Origin of the sequence: Idiomarina sp. PL1-037 (assembly GCF_034422975.1) — a bacterium.
Lineage (GTDB): Bacteria > Pseudomonadota > Gammaproteobacteria > Enterobacterales > Alteromonadaceae > Idiomarina.
Window position 1 is genome coordinate 1,688,764 of record NZ_CP139873.1, and the last position, 17,071, is coordinate 1,705,834.

The window sequence follows — 17,071 nt, forward strand, 5'->3', positions numbered from 1 at the left end:
ATTCGTTGAAACAACTTAAGCAGCAAAGCGCTGCCTACCCGAATACCGCGCCGAATTTTAACCTGCTCGGCGCATAATTAACAGCCGCAAGCAAAATTGCATTGCGGCTGGTTCTCAGCGTCTTTAGATATCCAGGATAAGACGTTGAGGATCTTCTAATAACTCTTTCACGGTAACCAGGAAACCTACCGATTGTTTACCATCAATGATTCGATGGTCATAAGAAAGAGCCAGGTACATCATCGGTAAGATTTCGATCTTACCGTCTACCACCATCGCCCGCTCCTGGATTTTATGCATACCCAGAATAGCGCTTTGTGGTGGGTTCAAAATTGGCGTTGAAAGCAGTGAACCAAATACGCCACCGTTTGTGATGGTGAAGTTACCACCCTGCATTTCATCCATCGTCAACTTACCGTCACGGCCTTTAATAGCCAGGTCACGAATACCGTTTTCCATATCCGCAATGCTTAAACGGTCAGTGTCACGCAGAACTGGGGTTACCAGACCACGAGGCGTTGATACCGCAATGCTGATATCGAAGAAATTGTGGTAAACAATATCATCGCCATCAATGGATGCGTTGACGTCCGGGAAGCGCTTCAGTGCTTCGGTTACTGCTTTTACGTAGAAGCCCATGAAACCAAGACGCGTGCCGTGAGTTTCTTCGAACACGTCTTTGTACTTCTTACGCAAATCCATAATTGGCTTCATGTTGATTTCGTTAAACGTGGTCAACATGGCCGTGTCGTTCTTAGCTTGCAACAGACGCTCGGCGATACGTTTACGCAGACGTGTCATAGGTACACGCTTCTGATCACGGTCGCCTGAAACTGCAGGCTGTGAAGACTGCTGCTTGCTGCTACTGTCAGATGATTTAGACGAAGACTGACCTTTCACATGTTTTTCAACATCTTCTTTAGTAACACGACCGCCTTTACCCGTGCCTTTTACGTCACTTGGCTTAAGACCGTGCTCACCGAGTAAACGGCGAACCGCAGGACCTGCTACTTCGTTGTCACCGTCATCTTTACTCTCGTCTTTGCTCTGTAAAGAAGCTTCTGATTTATTCTCATCAGATTTGCTTGAACTATTGCCAGCAGAACCGCCAGCTTCTACAAGACCAATAACGTCATCAGCACTAACGGTGTCGCCTTCTTCATGCTTAATTTCAGCTAAAACGCCGTCAGCGGGAGCAACCACTTCAAGAACCACTTTATCGGTTTCAATATCAACCAGGTTCTGATCACGTTTTACCGCATCACCGGCTTTAACGTGCCAGGTAGAAACCGTCGCATCAGAGACTGATTCAGGCAGTTGAGGAACTTTAACTTCCATCTTCTCGCCAGAGCCTTTATCCTCTGAAGAATCTGATTCCTTTTTCTCTGACTTCTCTTTTTTATCGTCTTGGTCTTTTTTGTCATCCGAGTCTTTGTCTTCTGATTTTTCATCAGAAGCTGACTCGCCGTCACCTTCTTCAATTTTTCCGATCACTTCGTCAGCCGTTACGGTAGTGCCTTCTTCGGCAGTAATTTCACCCAAAACACCATCTGCTTCCGCAACAACTTCAAGCACTACCTTGTCGGTTTCGATGTCTACCAGATTCTGGTCGCGAGACACTTTATCGCCAGGTTTTACGTGCCATGTTGCAATTGTTGCATCTGCAACAGACTCGGGTAATTGAGGAACTTTTATATCAATCGCCATGGTTCATCTTCACCTATTTAATGGTTAGCGCTTCGTCAACAAGGTTTTGCTGCTGCTTGTTGTGCTCTGAAATGTATCCGACCGCCGGTGCGGCTGACGCACTACGACCACGGTAAGACAACTGAGCTCCTTTCGGAATTGCTGCCCAGAAATGATGCTGGCTGCTATACCATGCACCTTGGTTCTGAGGCTCTTCCTGACACCAGACAAAATCTTTAACGTGCTGATAATCTTTCATAATTTCTGCCACTTCTTCCGCAGGGAACGGATACAGCTGTTCGATACGAATAATGGCAACGTTTTCTTGTTCACGCTCGCGGCGTTCTTTCAGTAAATCGTAGTAGACTTTACCTGAGCAGAATACCACCCGTTTTACTTTTTTAGGATTCAGATCATCGATTTCACCAATCGCGTTCTGGAATCCATGGTCCGCTAAATCACCCATTTCTGAGACCGCTAACGGATGACGTAACAATGATTTTGGTGTCATCACAACTAACGGGCGACGAACCGGACGCAGCTGCTGACGACGGATCATGTGAAAAACTTGTGCTGGTGTTGTCGGTACACAAACTGACCAGTTGTGATCGGCTGATAATTGCAGGAAACGCTCAAGACGGGCTGAACTGTGTTCAGGTCCCTGCCCTTCGTAACCGTGTGGCAATAACAATGTTAAACCACATAAACGTCCCCATTTCTGCTCGCCAGAACTTAAGAACTGGTCAATAACAACCTGGGCGCCGTTAACAAAATCGCCAAATTGCGCTTCCCACATCACCAGAGACTGCGGTTCAGCTGTAGCGTAACCATATTCAAAGGCCACAACCGCAGCTTCTGATAAAACCGAGTCATAAATTTCAATTTGCCCCTGATCTGAACCTAAGTTGTTCAGTGGCATGTAAGTTGAGCCGTCTTTCTGGTTGTGCAAAACTGCGTGGCGGTGAAAGAAAGTACCACGACCGCTATCCTGACCAGTCAAACGAATATGAGTGCCTTCGTTAACTAAGGTGGCATAGGCTAAGGTTTCTGCAAAACCCCAATCCATTGCTTTGTCGCCTTTCGCCATTTTCAGACGTTCTTGATAAACTTTCTCAACACGGGAATTCAGCTTGTCTTCTTCCGGATACTGAGTGATTTTTTCACCCAGGTCTTTGAGTTTATCTGCTGGTACTTTGTAATCGTACTCAACGTCCCAGTCATTTCCTATGTAGGGAGACCAGTCAACAGAGTGCTGACGCATGGGCCGGTGTTCATCAACCACCACTTCGCCTTTATCTAACGCATCACGATAGTCAGACATCCACTGCTTAGCTGTATCTTCATCAACTATCGATTTCTCTATAAGACGCTTGCCATAAAGCTCACGAGCAACGGGTTGCTTTTTAACTTTTGCGTACATCAGCGGCTGTGTTGCACTTGGTTCATCGGCTTCGTTATGTCCATGACGACGATAACAAACCAAATCAATAACCACATCGCGCTGGAACGCATTACGGTAATCGAGTGCCAACTGAGTGACAAAAACAACGGCTTCAGGGTCATCCGCATTAACGTGAAAAATTGGCGCCTGCACCATTTTTGCAATGTCAGTACAATACTGAGTAGAGCGCGCATCTTCCTGTTTAGATGTCGTGAAACCAACCTGGTTATTCACCACTATACGGATAGAACCGCCGACACGGTAAGCACGTGTTTGCGACATATTGAACGTTTCTTGTACCACACCCTGGCCAGCAACAGCTGCGTCGCCGTGAATCGTAATCGGTAGAACTTTTTTGCCTTCCGGATCTTTAAGGCGATCCATGCGTGCACGAACTGAGCCCATAACAACCGGGTTTACAATTTCCAAGTGCGACGGGTTAAATGCCAATGCAAGGTGGACGTCGCCGCCCGGCGTTGCATAGTCAGAAGAGAAGCCCATGTGATACTTAACATCACCCGAACCTTTACTGCTGTCATGCTTACCGGCAAACTCGTCGAATAAGTCTTGTGGTTTTTTACCCAGAACGTTAACTAAAACGTTCAAACGACCACGGTGAGCCATACCAATAACAACCTCTTTGGCACCTTGCTCACCACAGCGTGAAATGAGTTCTTTTAACAACGGAACCAGACTGTCGCCGCCTTCTAATGAAAAGCGCTTAGCCCCAGGGAACTTTGACCCAAGATATTTTTCCAGTCCGTCAGCGGCTATCAGTTCTTTTAAAATTTTAGTTTGCTGTTCTTTTTCAAACTTGGGCTTTCCAAGAACACCTTCCAACCGTTGCTGAATCCAGCGCTTTTCTTCGGTTGAAACAATGTGCATGTACTCGGCACCAATAGAGCCACAATAAATATTTTCCAGCGCTTCGTGAATGTCACTCAGCTTCATTGTGTCTTTGCCAACAGCTAAAGAGCCGACATTAAATTCGCGTTCTAAGTCGTCTTTGCTTAAATCGTGGAAGTTTAATGAAAGGTCTGGAACGGTTTCCTGTTTCCATAAACCAAGAGGATCAAGGTTGGCGTGCTGATGGCCGCGAAATCGGTAAGCATTGATGAGCTGTAAAACTTTAACTTGCTTCTGATCTGCGGCAGTCGTGCTGCCTGTTTGAGATTGTTTAAGCTTATTCTTAGCGGCCTGGCGAAACTGCTCCCGGACGTCGCTGATTTTAGTATCAACAATGTGATTATCCTTCGGCAACGCATCGAACATTTGACGCCATTCATCACTGACTGCCGTCGGATCATCCAGATACGCCTCAAACATTTGTTCAATGTAGGCAACGTTACCACCGGCTAGATGCGATGTTTCTAACCATTCACGCATTACACCATCTTGCATTGCGTTTCCTTCACCTGAATAGATAAACCGTTTTTATAAAAAAATAGCCATCCTTTGTGGGATGGCCATCCACAACATCAACCGTTCAAATTAGCGCGATAATTTAACGAATTAAACTGCGCGACTCAAAAGCATCGATTTGATGTGTCCAATAGCCTTTGTTGGATTCAACCCTTTTGGACATACGTTAACGCAGTTCATGATTCCGTGACAACGGAATACACTAAAGGCATCGTCAAGTTCGTCCAAACGCTCGTCCGTTGCTGTATCACGACTATCAATTAGGAAACGATAAGCGTGCAGCAGACCAGCAGGCCCAACAAATTTATCTGGATTCCACCAGAACGACGGGCATGATGTTGAACAACATGCACATAAAATACATTCGTAAAGACCATCAAGCTTAGCACGGTCTTCCGGCGATTGAAGTCGCTCACGCGCTGGTGGCGTTTTGTCATCATTGATAAGGTACGGTTTAATTTTCTCGTACTGTTGATAGAACTGGCTCATATCAACAATCAAGTCACGAATAACGGGCAAGCCTGGTAAAGGACGAATCACAATTTTGTCTGATTTCAGAGAAGACAAGTGAGTAATACAAGCCAAACCATTTTTACCGTTAATATTCATACCATCGGAGCCACAAACACCTTCCCGGCACGAGCGACGAAACGCCAGCGATGGATCTTGTTCTTTCAATTTTATCAGTGCTTCTAGCACCATCAAATCCTGATTTTCTTCTACTTCCAACGTGTACTCTTTCATATGAGGCGCGTTGTCGACATCAGGATTGTAACGATAAACTGAAAATGTGTATTTTTTCATATACCCTCCAACTTAGTAGGTACGAGCTTTCGGAGGGAAAGCTTCACGCAGTTTAGGTGCCATATTGACCTCCCGCGTCACCATATCTTCCTTTTCAGGACGATAAACAGTATGTACTAACCACTTTTCATCATCACGATCAGGATAGTCTGCACGGCTATGAGCACCTCGGCTTTCTGTACGGAAGCTGGCAGCCAATGCCGTTGAGTACGCTGTTTCCATTAAGTTATCCAGCTCAAGACATTCTACGCGCTGAGTATTAAACTCTTTAGAGGTGTCATCAAGACGAGCGTTTTTCAAGCGTTCGCGAATTTCGCGCAGCTCAGCAAGCCCTTCTTTCATTGAATCGCCTTCACGGAAAACCGAGAAATTAAGTTGCATGCACTGTTGCAAGTCTTTCTTGATTTGCGCGGGATCTTCACCTTTCTGAGTGTTTTCCCAACGATTATAGCGCGCTAGTGCAGCGTCAATATCGTCGCTACTTGCTTCTCTTGTTTCTACGCTAGCTGCAAGAGTTTCCCCCAGATGCATACCGGTTGAACGGCCGAACACTACTAGGTCAAGCAATGAGTTGCCACCTAAGCGGTTTGCACCGTGTACAGATACACAAGCAATTTCACCACACGCAAATAAGCCTTTAACGTGAGATGTCTGACCATTGTCGTCTACAGACAACACTTGTCCGTTAACGTCCGTCGGAATGCCGCCCATCATGTAATGACAGGTAGGAATGACGGGAATAGGCTCTTTCACTGGATCAACGTGAGCAAATGTACGTGATAAGTCACAAACACCCGGCAAACGACTCTCCAGGGTTTCTTTACCCAGGTGATCAAGTTTCAGCTTAAGGTGAGTACCCCATGGGCCTTCACAACCACGTCCTTCACGGATTTCGGTCATCATAGCTCGGGATACAACGTCTCGTGACGCCAAATCTTTCGCGTTTGGCGCATAACGCTCCATAAAGCGCTCGCCGTCTTTGTTCAGCAGGTAACCGCCTTCACCACGACACCCTTCTGTAACAAGCGAGCCCGCTCCGGCTATACCGGTTGGGTGGAACTGCCACATTTCCATATCTTGTACCGGAACGCCGGCGCGCAGAGCCATACCAATGCCGTCACCGGTGTTGATATGAGCATTGGTCGTTGAAGAATAAATACGACCGGCACCGCCAGTAGCAAGAACGACAGCCTTAGCTTTAACAAAGTAAACTTCGCCGCTTTCGATATCCATGGTGGTTACACCACAAACCTCACCGTCTTGGTTCTTAACGATATCCAGCGCGTACCATTCAGAGAATACGGTGGTTTTTTTCTTCACGTTTTGCTGATAAAGCAAATGCAGCAACGCGTGACCAGTACGGTCAGCTGCAGCTGCCGTTCGAGCAGCCTGCTCGCCACCAAAATCTTTCGACTGACCACCAAATGGACGTTGATAAACTTTGCCGTTTTCGAAACGTGAGAATGGCAAACCTAAGTTTTCCATTTCCAGGATCGCTTCAGGGCCAGCTTTACACATGTATTCGATAGCGTCCTGGTCACCGATATAGTCCGAACCTTTAACGGTATCGAACATGTGCCATTCCCAGTTATCTTCATGCGCATTACCTAATGCTACGGTAATACCGCCCTGAGCGGAAACTGTGTGAGAGCGTGTTGGAAACACTTTGGACATCAACGCGCAGCTCAATCCCTCTTGGGAAATTTGCAGCGCTGCTCGCATGCCGGCACCGCCAGCACCAATCACCACCGCATCATATTCTAAAGTTTTAACAGTCACTTAAACACCCCACAGTACGAATAAGCCAGTGAGCCAAACAGCGATTAGACCAACGCTGAAAAGCAGTTGGATAAAAGCTCTGATACCGGACGCTTTCACGTAGTCTGTTGATACTTGCCAAATGCCAATCCAGCCGTGAATTAGCACAGAGGACAAGGCCAGCATAGTGAATACTTTCATCCAAATGTTGGCAAACAACCCACTCCACACTTGATAAGTTACATCTGGCGTAGACAGGAAGAACCCAGCCATGAACAGTGAATATAAAACCATTACAATCGCGCTGGCTCTCAATAAAATAAAGTCATGAGAACCACTACGACCAAAAGTAGCTGCTGCTGTTACCATAGCCAAACTCCTACTAATACGGAAAAGATCACAGAAAGAGCAATTGAAATAATTGCACTGATTCTTCCGGAATCGAGTTCTTCCCAGTAGCCCATGTCCATTACTAAGTGACGCAGGCCAATGATTAAGTGAAATCCTAGCGCTGTCAAAATACCCCAGCTAATAAATTTAGCGATAAAGCTGGTCATGATACCCTCAATTTGAGCAAAACCTTCAGGGCCACTAAGTGACACAGCAAAAGCCCAAATTAGGAAAGCCAGAGAGAACAGCATAACAACACCGGAAATACGATGCAGTATGGATGCTTTGGCAGCGGCAGGAAGCTTGATAGTTGATAAGTCTAAATTAACAGGTCTTTCTTTTTTCACGATAGATTGCCTTTTAATAAAGCACAAAAGAAATGCAATTTTCGTTTGCGCGACACAGAAACATGCCACCAATACGGCGCAAAGTATATCTAGCCAAGCTATTAATTACAACGACAAACTCAGATTTGAACTCATACTTAGATACGCTTTACTACTAAAGTCTAACGTAACAAGATAATTCTTCAATCTGAGTAATCTTTTCGTCATCTTCATTACGTATATTTAGCTATAATTGGTTCATGTTCCTTGATTAAAATTGACATTTAAGGGCATGATCGAGTTAAATTAGCGCACTTTTTCAAAGTAGATAGCGAGGAGAATTCCTTATGGCTGATCGTAAAGCCACTTTACAGATTGACGGCCAATCCATTGAATTGCCGGTACTATCACCTAAGGCAGGCAAGGATGTAGTTGACGTCCGAACTCTGGGAAAACATGGTTATTTTACCTTTGACCCTGGGTTTCTGGCTACAGGCTCTTGCGAGTCGGCTATTACCTACATAGATGGTGAAAACGGCGTTTTATTACACCGCGGCTACCCTATTGGTGAATTAGCAACTAAAGCAGACTATTTAGAAGTTTGCTACATGTTGTTACACGGCGAAGCTCCTACCGAAAAGCAATACCATGAATTCAAAGACACCATTACTAAACACACTATGGTGCATCAGGGAATTCATAATTTCTTTAATGGTTTCCGTCGCGATGCTCACCCTATGGCTATGTTATGTGCCGTAACGGGTGCCTTATCATCGTTCTATCATGATGATTTGGAGATTCACGATGAAAACCAGCGTTTACGCAGTGCTTATCGCTTAATTGCTAAAATCCCAACGATTGCAGCAATGGCATATAAATTCAGCATCGGCCAACCGTTCGTTTATCCACGTAACGACTTAGGTTATGCAGAAAATTTCCTGAACATGATGTTCTCTGTACCGGCTGAAGATTACAAAATTAGCCCGGCAGTTGCCCGTGCCATGGATCGTATCTTTACTTTGCATGCTGATCACGAGCAAAACGCATCAACGTCAACAGTTCGCCTTGCCGGCTCTTCAGGTGCAAACCCTTACGCCTGTATTGCGGCTGGTGTTGCGTCTTTATGGGGACCGGCTCACGGTGGAGCAAACGAAGCTTGCTTACGTATGCTGGCTGAAATTGGTTCGGTTGAAAACATTCCGAAATACATTGAGAAAGCAAAAGATAAAGACGATCCTTTCCGCTTAATGGGATTTGGTCATCGTGTTTACAAAAACACTGACCCTCGTGCAACGGTCATGCGCGAGTCTTGCCACGAAGTGCTGAAAGAGTTGGACCGCGATGATCCATTATTAGACGTAGCAATGGAGCTGGAGCGCATCGCGCTGGAAGACGACTACTTCATTGAGAAAAAACTCTTCCCTAACGTTGATTTCTACTCTGGTATCGTACTGAAAGCTATTGGTATTCCTACCAATATGTTCACCGTTATCTTTGCGTTGTCACGTACTGTCGGCTGGGTGTCTCACTGGCATGAAATGATGGGTGAAGCGAATCAGAAAATTGGTCGTCCTCGTCAGTTATATACTGGTTATACAAAACGCGAGTTTTCACCAATTAAAAAATAAATTGGTTTGAGTTAAGAAGGCGCTCGGTTGAGCGCCTTTTTTTATGCCTGCTCTCAATGAGTAGTTTGAGTACATTGCTTTTCACACCTTACAGAACGTGCAACCAAGCCTTAAATTCTTTATACTAAGTCGCATTTCGTTGGTCGCCAAAGAGAGAGCTGACAGACAGATTCATTTTAAACATGCTTTAGCAGGTTGCAGATAATTACAGAGAGGCTTATGCAGCAAGTAGTCAATGTACAACAACCCATCATTACACCACGTAAATTCAAGGTCTATCAGCATCGCCAGTTGGATAAAATTGAGGCATTACAGAAAGTTCCTGCTGACATGCGCTTTGAAATGAAAGTCGTCGCTAATGTACTGCCATTCAGAGTTAATGAATATGTGTTTAACGAACTGATTGACTGGGAAAATGTACCCAATGACCCGCTGTTTCAGCTCACTTTTCCTCAAAAAGACATGCTGGAGCCATCTGCGTACCAGCGCATGGCGGACCTAATGTCCGGCAAGCACACCACCAATGAAGTGTTTGATTTGGCGACTCAGCTACGCGATGAAATGAACCCTCACCCTGCCGGACAAATGCAAATGAATGTCCCGCATGTTGATGGTGAACCTTTGCCGGGTATGCAGCACAAATATCGCGAAACGGTGCTCTTTTTCCCGGCTCAAGGGCAGTACTGCCATTCTTACTGCACTTTCTGCTTCCGTTGGGCACAGTTTGTTGGGAAAGCTACCCGCTTTAATTCAAACGACGCGGATCAATTGCATCGCTATCTGGCTCAACACAAAGAAGTTACTGACTTGCTGGTGACCGGCGGAGACCCTATGGTCATGCGTACGCGCAAACTGGCTCATTACTTGGAAGGTTTACTGCAACCTGAATTTGAGCACATTAAAACCATACGCATCGGCACTAAATCACTGACTTTCTGGCCCTATCGGTTTATCACCGACCCCGATGCTGACGATTTACTGCGTTTATTAGAGCGCTTAGTTGCTGGTGGCAAGCATGTATCAATAATGGCGCATTTGAACCACCCGAATGAGTTGCGCACTGAAGTATGCCAAGAAGCCATTCGCCGCCTGCGCGCTACAGGTGCGCAAATCCGCTGTCAGGCTCCTTTGCTCAAACACATTAACGACGACCCGGATGTCTGGGCCTCTATGTGGGAAAAGCAGGTGCAACTTGGATTAATCCCTTATTACATGTTTGTCGAGCGTGATACCGGTGCCAAGCGTTACTTTGAAGTACCGCTGGAGCGTACCTGGGAAATTTTCCAGAAAGCGTATCAGCAGGTTTCCGGTATAGCCCGCACGGTACGAGGCCCTTCAATGAGCGCAGGCCCGGGAAAAGTAGAAATTCAGGGGGTTACTGAGATTGCCGGTGAGAAAGTCTTTGCCTTACGTTTTATTCAGGGCCGTAACCCGGACTGGGTACAACGCCCTTTCTTCGCTAAATACGACCCGGATGCCACCTGGCTGCATCACTTAAAGCCTGCTTTTGGCGAAGAAAAGTTCTTTTTCGAAGATGAGTATTCAAAAATGTCGGCGATGGATTAACCATCGCCAGCCAGTTTTCGGGCCTGCTGCAGGTCCTCTTCAGTATCAATACCTGTAGCCGGTGCGAGAATCGCTTCAGCGACATGAATACGCTCTCCGTGCCAAAGCACTCGTAATTGCTCTAACGACTCAAGCTGTTCAATAGGGCTTGGTTGCCACTCAACATAACGTCTGACAAACCCCGCGCGATAAGCATAAATACCAATGTGACGATGGTAATGCTCAGTAACAACATCTGTTGCCCGCTCAGCAGAGAAGTGCTCTCTGTCCCAGGGAATAGCCGCACGGCTAAAGTACAGCGCATAACCTGCAGCATCGGTAACTACCTTTACTGTGTTCGGGTTAAAAATGTCTTCAGCGTTGGTAATCGGTACGGCCAACGTCGCCATAGGTGCCTGTCGTTGATTCGCTAAGTTATCAGCTACTTGCCTAATAATTTCAGGTGGAATAAAGGGTTCATCGCCCTGTACATTAACCACTACTTCGTTTTCTGCCAGAGCTAATTGTTCGATAACTTCAGCCAACCGTTCCGTACCCGAGGAATGTTCACTTGAGGTCATCATTACACGACCACCAAATTTATCAACGCCCTCTTTAACCCGCATATCATCGGTAGCAACTATGACTTCGGCTGCGCCACTAGCTTCAGCGCGCTCAACCACATGCTGAATCATCGGTTTTCCGGCAATATCGGCTAATGGTTTGCCTGGCAAGCGGCTGGAACCAAAACGAGCAGGAATGACAACGGTAAAACTCATGAGGGGACCTCTTCTAACTCTTCTGAAGATAACTCGCGGGCCTTATCCGCTATAAGCACAGGAATATTCTCGTCTATAGGGTAAGCAAGGCGTTCTCCGCGGCATACTAACTCCTCTTTATCGGCGTAATAGGTCAACTTTCCTTTACACTTTGGACACGCCAATATTGCTAATGTTGTTTTATCAATGGCCATTTTTTTTCCTTTTCAGCTCTGCCAATAGGTTTGTCTTCATCACTTCGGGCAGCTTTGCTTTAATCGTTTGGTAATACCAGTCAGCTTGCGCAAAAGGCTGGCATTTACCGGCATCTTTTTCGGTCATTAATATAGGGTTGCCTGCCAGGTTAGAAAAGTCCTGTTGGCTAAAAGCATGATGATCAGCAAACCCCTGACTGTTCTCCAACTCAATACCCTGTTCAATTAGCGAGTTAAAAAAGCGTTCCGGATAACCTATACCAGCAACTGCATTAAATTTGCTCTCGGTTTTTAATTCAATTTGCTCATTGTTATCAACCCGGTGCCAATTGCCCGGTTCAACGTCCACAACATGCCGGGCAAAAGCGTGGCGACCATAGTTAGAAATCACCCAATCAGCGCCTTTCAAACGCCAGGGGCCTTCCCGTAATGGGCCGGCAGGTAAAAGCCATCCATTTCCGGTTCCTCGTTCAGCGTCTATCATAATTAATTCAATGTCGCGCTTAAGCCCGTAATGCTGCAGCCCGTCATCACAAATAATAACGTCTACTTTTGGATGTTGTTCAGTCATAAGCTTTGCGGCCTGAGCTCGCTTTGGCGCAATAACAACAGGACAGCCAGTGCGGCGACGCATGAGCAAGGGTTCATCGCCAGCTTTCTCCGGCGAGTCACTCGCTAAAACGTCGTAGGGAAAAGGACCCTTCGCACCGTAACCACGACTAATAATGCCCGGATTCCAACCCTCATCTTTTAACCATTGGCTTAAGGCCACAACCATCGGTGTTTTGCCAGTGCCGCCCACACTAATGTTTCCCACCACTATGACCGGAACATCAGCTTTATAGCGAGGCATTAACCCAAAAGCATAAAAACTTCGACGCAAATTCGTTACCAGCCAAAACACCAGCGACAGTGGTGTCAGTAAAAACAATAAAGGGTGCAGCCTGGCTTTATACCACTGCTGTTGAAGCCACATTAGGCGCCCCCACTAAACTGCAAGTTATGCAGCTGGAAGTATGAGCCTTCCTGGTCAAGCAATTGCTGGTGTGTACCGCGTTCAATAATCTCACCATTGTCCATGACTAAAATCTCATCGGCATTTTCAATGGTTGATAAACGGTGAGCAATAACAATAGCTGTGCGGTTTTTACGCAAGGTTCCTAACGCATCCTGAATATGACGCTCGGACTCAGTGTCCAGCGCCGACGTTGCTTCATCTAATATAAGAATGGGAGCGTCTTGTAATAACGCTCGGGCTATAGCAATACGCTGACGTTGACCACCGGATAACATCACCCCATTCTCGCCCACCATAGTATCCAGCCCTTTTGGCATACTGTCGGTGAACTCAGTAACGTAAGCTTGCTCAGCGGCTTTAATAATGTCTTCACGCGATACATCTTGCGAAGCACCATAGGCAATATTGTTTGCTATGGTGTCGTTAAACAAGGTTACATGCTGAGACACCAGCGCAAACTGACGTCTTAAGCATTTGAGCTTATAATCGTTAATATTATGGCCATCAAGCAGAATGTTGCCCTGCTCCACATCGTAGAAGCGCGTAAGCAAGTTCGATATTGTCGACTTACCACTACCTGAACGCCCTACCAGCGCAACTGTTTTGCCTTGATCAACTTTAAAATTAATGTGCTGAAGCGCGGGTTCATCATCTTTTTGATAAGAAAAGGTCACGTCATCAAAGACAATATCACCCGCTGTCCGTTCTACCACTCGCGAGCCTTTATCAACTTCAATCGGTTCGTCAAGAATCGCAAATACACTGGTTGCCGCCGCAATACCGCGCTGGAAATCACTGTTTACGTTAGTAAGCTGCTTTAAAGGGCGTAGTAGCATAAGCATAGCCCCTAATAATGTCGTGAAGGCACCAGCAGATAGCTCGCCAAGCATTTCAGGAAAACTGGCAATAACTAACACCATGGACAGACTTAACGACGCTATAAACTGAATAACGGAGGTACTAATAGCCCGGGTATTCACCAGCTTCATATTCTGGTTACGGGTAATATTATTTATTTCTGAAAAACGCGCCGACTCATTTTTCTGACCCTGATGCATGAGTACAACTTTATGCCCGTTGATCATCTGCTCTGCCGTTGTGGTTACATTACCCATAGCCGTCTGAATGCGACTACTTACTTTACGGAAGCGTTTCGAAACAATACCAACAACTTTTGCTATTAAGGGGCCTATAACTAAAAACACCAGTGACAATTGCCAGCTGTGATAAAACATCAAGCCTAACAACCCGGCAACGAAAGCTCCTTCTTTCACCAAGATCAAAACAGCTCTACTACTGGCTTCTGCCACCTGTTGAGTGTCATAAGTTATTTTTGAAATCAAATCGCCGGTTGAGTGCTGATCATGAAAGTTGACCGGTAACTTCATCATGTGGTCAAACAGTTGTTGCCGCATTTTGGTAACAACTTTAAAGCCAACCCAGTTTAAGAAGTAACTGGAACCTACATTAAGTAAGCCACGAAAAATGAAAATAAAAGGAACGAAAATTGCGCCGTAAACCAGAACATTGGAGTTTTGCTCTGTCAAACCATCGTCTATTAAGGTTTTAATTTGGGATATGAATAATGTGTCTATGCCTGCGTAACCAATCATACAGGCAACAGCAACAAGAAAAGCTGCCTTATAAGGTTTGATATAACCTAATAAGCGTTTAAAGGTCGTCTTTTTTTTAAGCTGAGAATCCATGTAGTCTCAAATAAGTCATTAACACTTTTTGTATTCTACCTGTTTTCAAAGGGTAACTCCAAACTCCATGTGTCGCCGTCACTAACAATGGTCAATTGCCCTTTATCCCTGGTCCCAAACCAGGGCTTTTTAGTACGAGCGAGCCTTTCCAGTGTATAACGATGGGGAAAATCATATCCACTATGCTTACCGTAGCTAATAAGATAAATATCAGCACTAACCGCCTGTAACAAAGGCCAGCTGGTCGACGTTTTACTGCCATGATGAGGAATCAAGAGGACATCGGAGTTAGCTTCAGACTGTTCATGTAAAGACTTCAGCAATAATTGCTCTGCCATCATTTCAATATCACCGGGCAGCAAAACACTGAAGTTTTTATAACTGACGCGTACCACACACGAACGATTATTCTTACTAAACCGGTTTGCGTTCTGATAGGCAGGCGTTGGCCACAGAACCTTCCATTGCATGCCGTTCCACTCACCTGTATCACCTGCGCGACAGGGCCTATCACTAGCATCTCCGCGCCACTCTAGCTGAGGATATCTTTGCATCAGAAAGTCTCTGCCACCGTTATGATCTCTGTCGCCATGGCTGATAAAAACCAACTCAGGCCGCAAACCATGGTAGTTAAGAAAAGGTTCAATAACAGATTCTGCAACACTGAAACCAGAGTTAAACTCAATACCGGTATCAATGAGCATGGCTTTGCCGTCTTTCTCTAGCACCACAGCCTGACTTTGCGCCACATCCAGAACATGAAGGCGCAACTTTCCGTCCCGTTGATTAAAAAATAAAAAAGCAGCAACTGGCAAACACAATAATAAACCCAACCGATGCCAACCGCGACTTACCGGCAACAACAAGGCCGCAGTAAGTGCGAACAAAACAGCAAACCGCGCTGCACGAGTTATTGGCCATTGATTAAGTTCCAGCCAATTAGCCTTGTACCCCGCTATAGCTTCCAATAAAGGGTTCAAATAGGTAACGGGGAGTTCGGCCAGCTGCCAGAAAAAAACAGCAAAATTAGACTCAAACAGCGCCAAAACCGTTCCTATTAAAGCCAGCGGCAATAACCAAAAGCTGATAACAGGCAACACCAACAAATTCACGACGGGCGCAAAAAGCGAAAAGCCGCCAAACAATAGGAATGATAACGGAGACATTACCACCAACAGCAGCCATTGAATGGACCATAAGCTTTTTACCGAGGAGAAACGACCACGACTTTTGCCCCAGCGCCAACTGGCTAAAAAAAGTGCGGCAACGGCAGTAACGGATAACCAAAAACCGGGTTCCTGCCAGGCGAAAACATCAACCGCTAGTACAGCAGCAACCACTCGTAGCAATAAGCTTAGCGGATTTAATTTGAGATTTAACACAATATGCAGAAGAACCACCAGAAACATGGTTAAAGCTCTAACAGTCGATATTGAGAAATCTGCCAGGCCCGCATAACCACTCACCACAACTGCCGCGAAAGCTAGCGACCACAGCCGGATGTTTAGCCGCTCTCTGGTTTGTAAGCTGATGGGAAAACAGTGAAAACAAAAACGAAAGAACAAAATGGCAGCGCCGGCGACCATCCCCAGATGCAAACCAGAAATGGCTAAGCTATGGGCTAACCCCGTTCTTTTCCAGATTTCACGAGTAGCTGAGGTTAACAGGCTGCGTTCGCCAATCGTTAATGCGGCCAATATACCTGGTTCAGATAAATTCGCTTGTTTTATGCCATCAAAAATTTTCTGTCGAAAACTGATTGAGCTGGTGAGTTTTTCGCCGTCTTTAACTGTTCCTAAGGCATAGATATTATTGCGCAGTAAGTATTGCCGGTATCGAAAACTCCCCTGGTTGCGGTAATCCGTTGCGTGTTTCAGCTTCACTTCCAGTTGCCAACGCTCGCCAGCTTTCGGCAACTGTTTATGGTGGCTGTTATACCAATTCAGTTGAACCCGGGATTGCTGCCAGAATGGCAAAACGTTACCCGCCAGAACTTCTACCCTGCCCGTCATACGCAAATGAAAAGGATAACGGCGTGATATTTCATCCACGACAAGCGTCAATTGAACTTCGTTACCCGTCAATTCGTTTGGTACTGCGCGTAAATTTTGCCAATAAAGGTTGGCATTAGCCCATAAAATACCGCAAAATAACACTATCAGTAGCAGTACGATGGTTCGCTGTTTTACTTCCCTCTGTCTAAAATAAAAAAAAGCATAAACTATCGCCAAAAGCAGCAGAACGATAGTTGAAACAATTAGCCAAAAGTTAATGTCAGAGTGTAGCGAAGCGGACAATATTCCGCTAATAAAGATCAGTAACCAACGCTCCATCGTTGCTCCTTCCCTGGGGCAGTAATCGGATAGGTAATAAA

General features: G+C 45.8%; 13 protein-coding genes. 2 read left to right on the forward strand and 11 right to left on the reverse strand.

Annotated elements, in window-relative coordinates:
• Positions 1-123: 123 nt before the first annotated feature.
• The 6 genes from odhB to sdhC form a co-directional block, all read right to left on the reverse strand.
• Positions 124-1,707, reverse strand: a complete 1,584-nt coding sequence (gene odhB, locus U0358_RS07920; RefSeq protein WP_322405904.1) for a 2-oxoglutarate dehydrogenase complex dihydrolipoyllysine-residue succinyltransferase — start codon at positions 1,705-1,707, stop codon at positions 124-126.
• Positions 1,708-1,720: 13 nt separating this feature from the next.
• Positions 1,721-4,528, reverse strand: coding sequence for a 2-oxoglutarate dehydrogenase E1 component (locus U0358_RS07925; protein WP_322405906.1), 2,808 nt, complete (start codon positions 4,526-4,528; stop codon positions 1,721-1,723).
• Between the two features lie 111 nt (positions 4,529-4,639).
• Entirely contained in the window at positions 4,640-5,353 is a 714-nt protein-coding gene (locus U0358_RS07930; RefSeq protein WP_322405908.1) for a succinate dehydrogenase iron-sulfur subunit, read from the reverse strand.
• Positions 5,354-5,365: 12 nt separating this feature from the next.
• Complete coding sequence (gene sdhA, locus U0358_RS07935; protein ID WP_322405909.1) at positions 5,366-7,132, reverse strand: succinate dehydrogenase flavoprotein subunit; 1,767 nt, start codon at positions 7,130-7,132, stop codon at positions 5,366-5,368.
• On the reverse strand, positions 7,133-7,480 hold the full coding sequence (gene sdhD / locus U0358_RS07940) for a succinate dehydrogenase, hydrophobic membrane anchor protein (RefSeq protein ID WP_322405911.1): 348 nt from the start codon (positions 7,478-7,480) through the stop codon (positions 7,133-7,135).
• Complete coding sequence (gene sdhC / locus U0358_RS07945; protein WP_317497116.1) at positions 7,474-7,848, reverse strand: succinate dehydrogenase, cytochrome b556 subunit; 375 nt, start codon at positions 7,846-7,848, stop codon at positions 7,474-7,476. The genes sdhD and sdhC overlap by 7 nt, the downstream gene beginning before the upstream one ends.
• A 326-nt stretch (positions 7,849-8,174) precedes the next feature.
• On the opposite strand from sdhC, the gene gltA reads away from it, so the two are divergent.
• Together gltA and U0358_RS07955 are read left to right on the forward strand one after the other, a co-directional pair.
• Entirely contained in the window at positions 8,175-9,455 is a 1,281-nt protein-coding gene (gene gltA / locus U0358_RS07950) for a citrate synthase (RefSeq protein ID WP_317497117.1), read from the forward strand.
• Between the two features lie 219 nt (positions 9,456-9,674).
• Positions 9,675-11,021: a KamA family radical SAM protein gene (locus tag U0358_RS07955; RefSeq protein WP_317497118.1), complete on the forward strand. Its 1,347-nt coding sequence runs from the start codon at positions 9,675-9,677 to the stop codon at positions 11,019-11,021.
• Here U0358_RS07955 and kdsB read toward each other — a convergent pair.
• Genes kdsB through U0358_RS07980 form a run of 5 tightly spaced genes read right to left on the reverse strand, consistent with a single transcriptional unit; the run spans position 11,018 to position 17,030 of the window.
• A complete protein-coding gene (gene kdsB, locus U0358_RS07960; protein ID WP_317497119.1) occupies positions 11,018-11,779 on the reverse strand; it encodes a 3-deoxy-manno-octulosonate cytidylyltransferase in 762 nt (253 codons plus the stop codon). The genes U0358_RS07955 and kdsB overlap by 4 nt on opposite strands.
• Complete coding sequence (locus tag U0358_RS07965; protein WP_322405913.1) at positions 11,776-11,973, reverse strand: Trm112 family protein; 198 nt, start codon at positions 11,971-11,973, stop codon at positions 11,776-11,778. The genes kdsB and U0358_RS07965 overlap by 4 nt, the downstream gene beginning before the upstream one ends.
• On the reverse strand, positions 11,963-12,949 hold the full coding sequence (gene lpxK / locus U0358_RS07970) for a tetraacyldisaccharide 4'-kinase (RefSeq protein WP_322405915.1): 987 nt from the start codon (positions 12,947-12,949) through the stop codon (positions 11,963-11,965). The genes U0358_RS07965 and lpxK overlap by 11 nt, the downstream gene beginning before the upstream one ends.
• A complete protein-coding gene (msbA, locus tag U0358_RS07975) occupies positions 12,949-14,697 on the reverse strand; it encodes a lipid A export permease/ATP-binding protein MsbA (RefSeq protein ID WP_322405916.1) in 1,749 nt (582 codons plus the stop codon). The genes lpxK and msbA overlap by 1 nt, the downstream gene beginning before the upstream one ends.
• A gap of 35 nt (positions 14,698-14,732) precedes the next feature.
• Positions 14,733-17,030, reverse strand: a complete 2,298-nt coding sequence (locus tag U0358_RS07980) for a DNA internalization-related competence protein ComEC/Rec2 (RefSeq protein WP_322405918.1) — start codon at positions 17,028-17,030, stop codon at positions 14,733-14,735.
• Positions 17,031-17,071 lie beyond the last annotated feature (41 nt).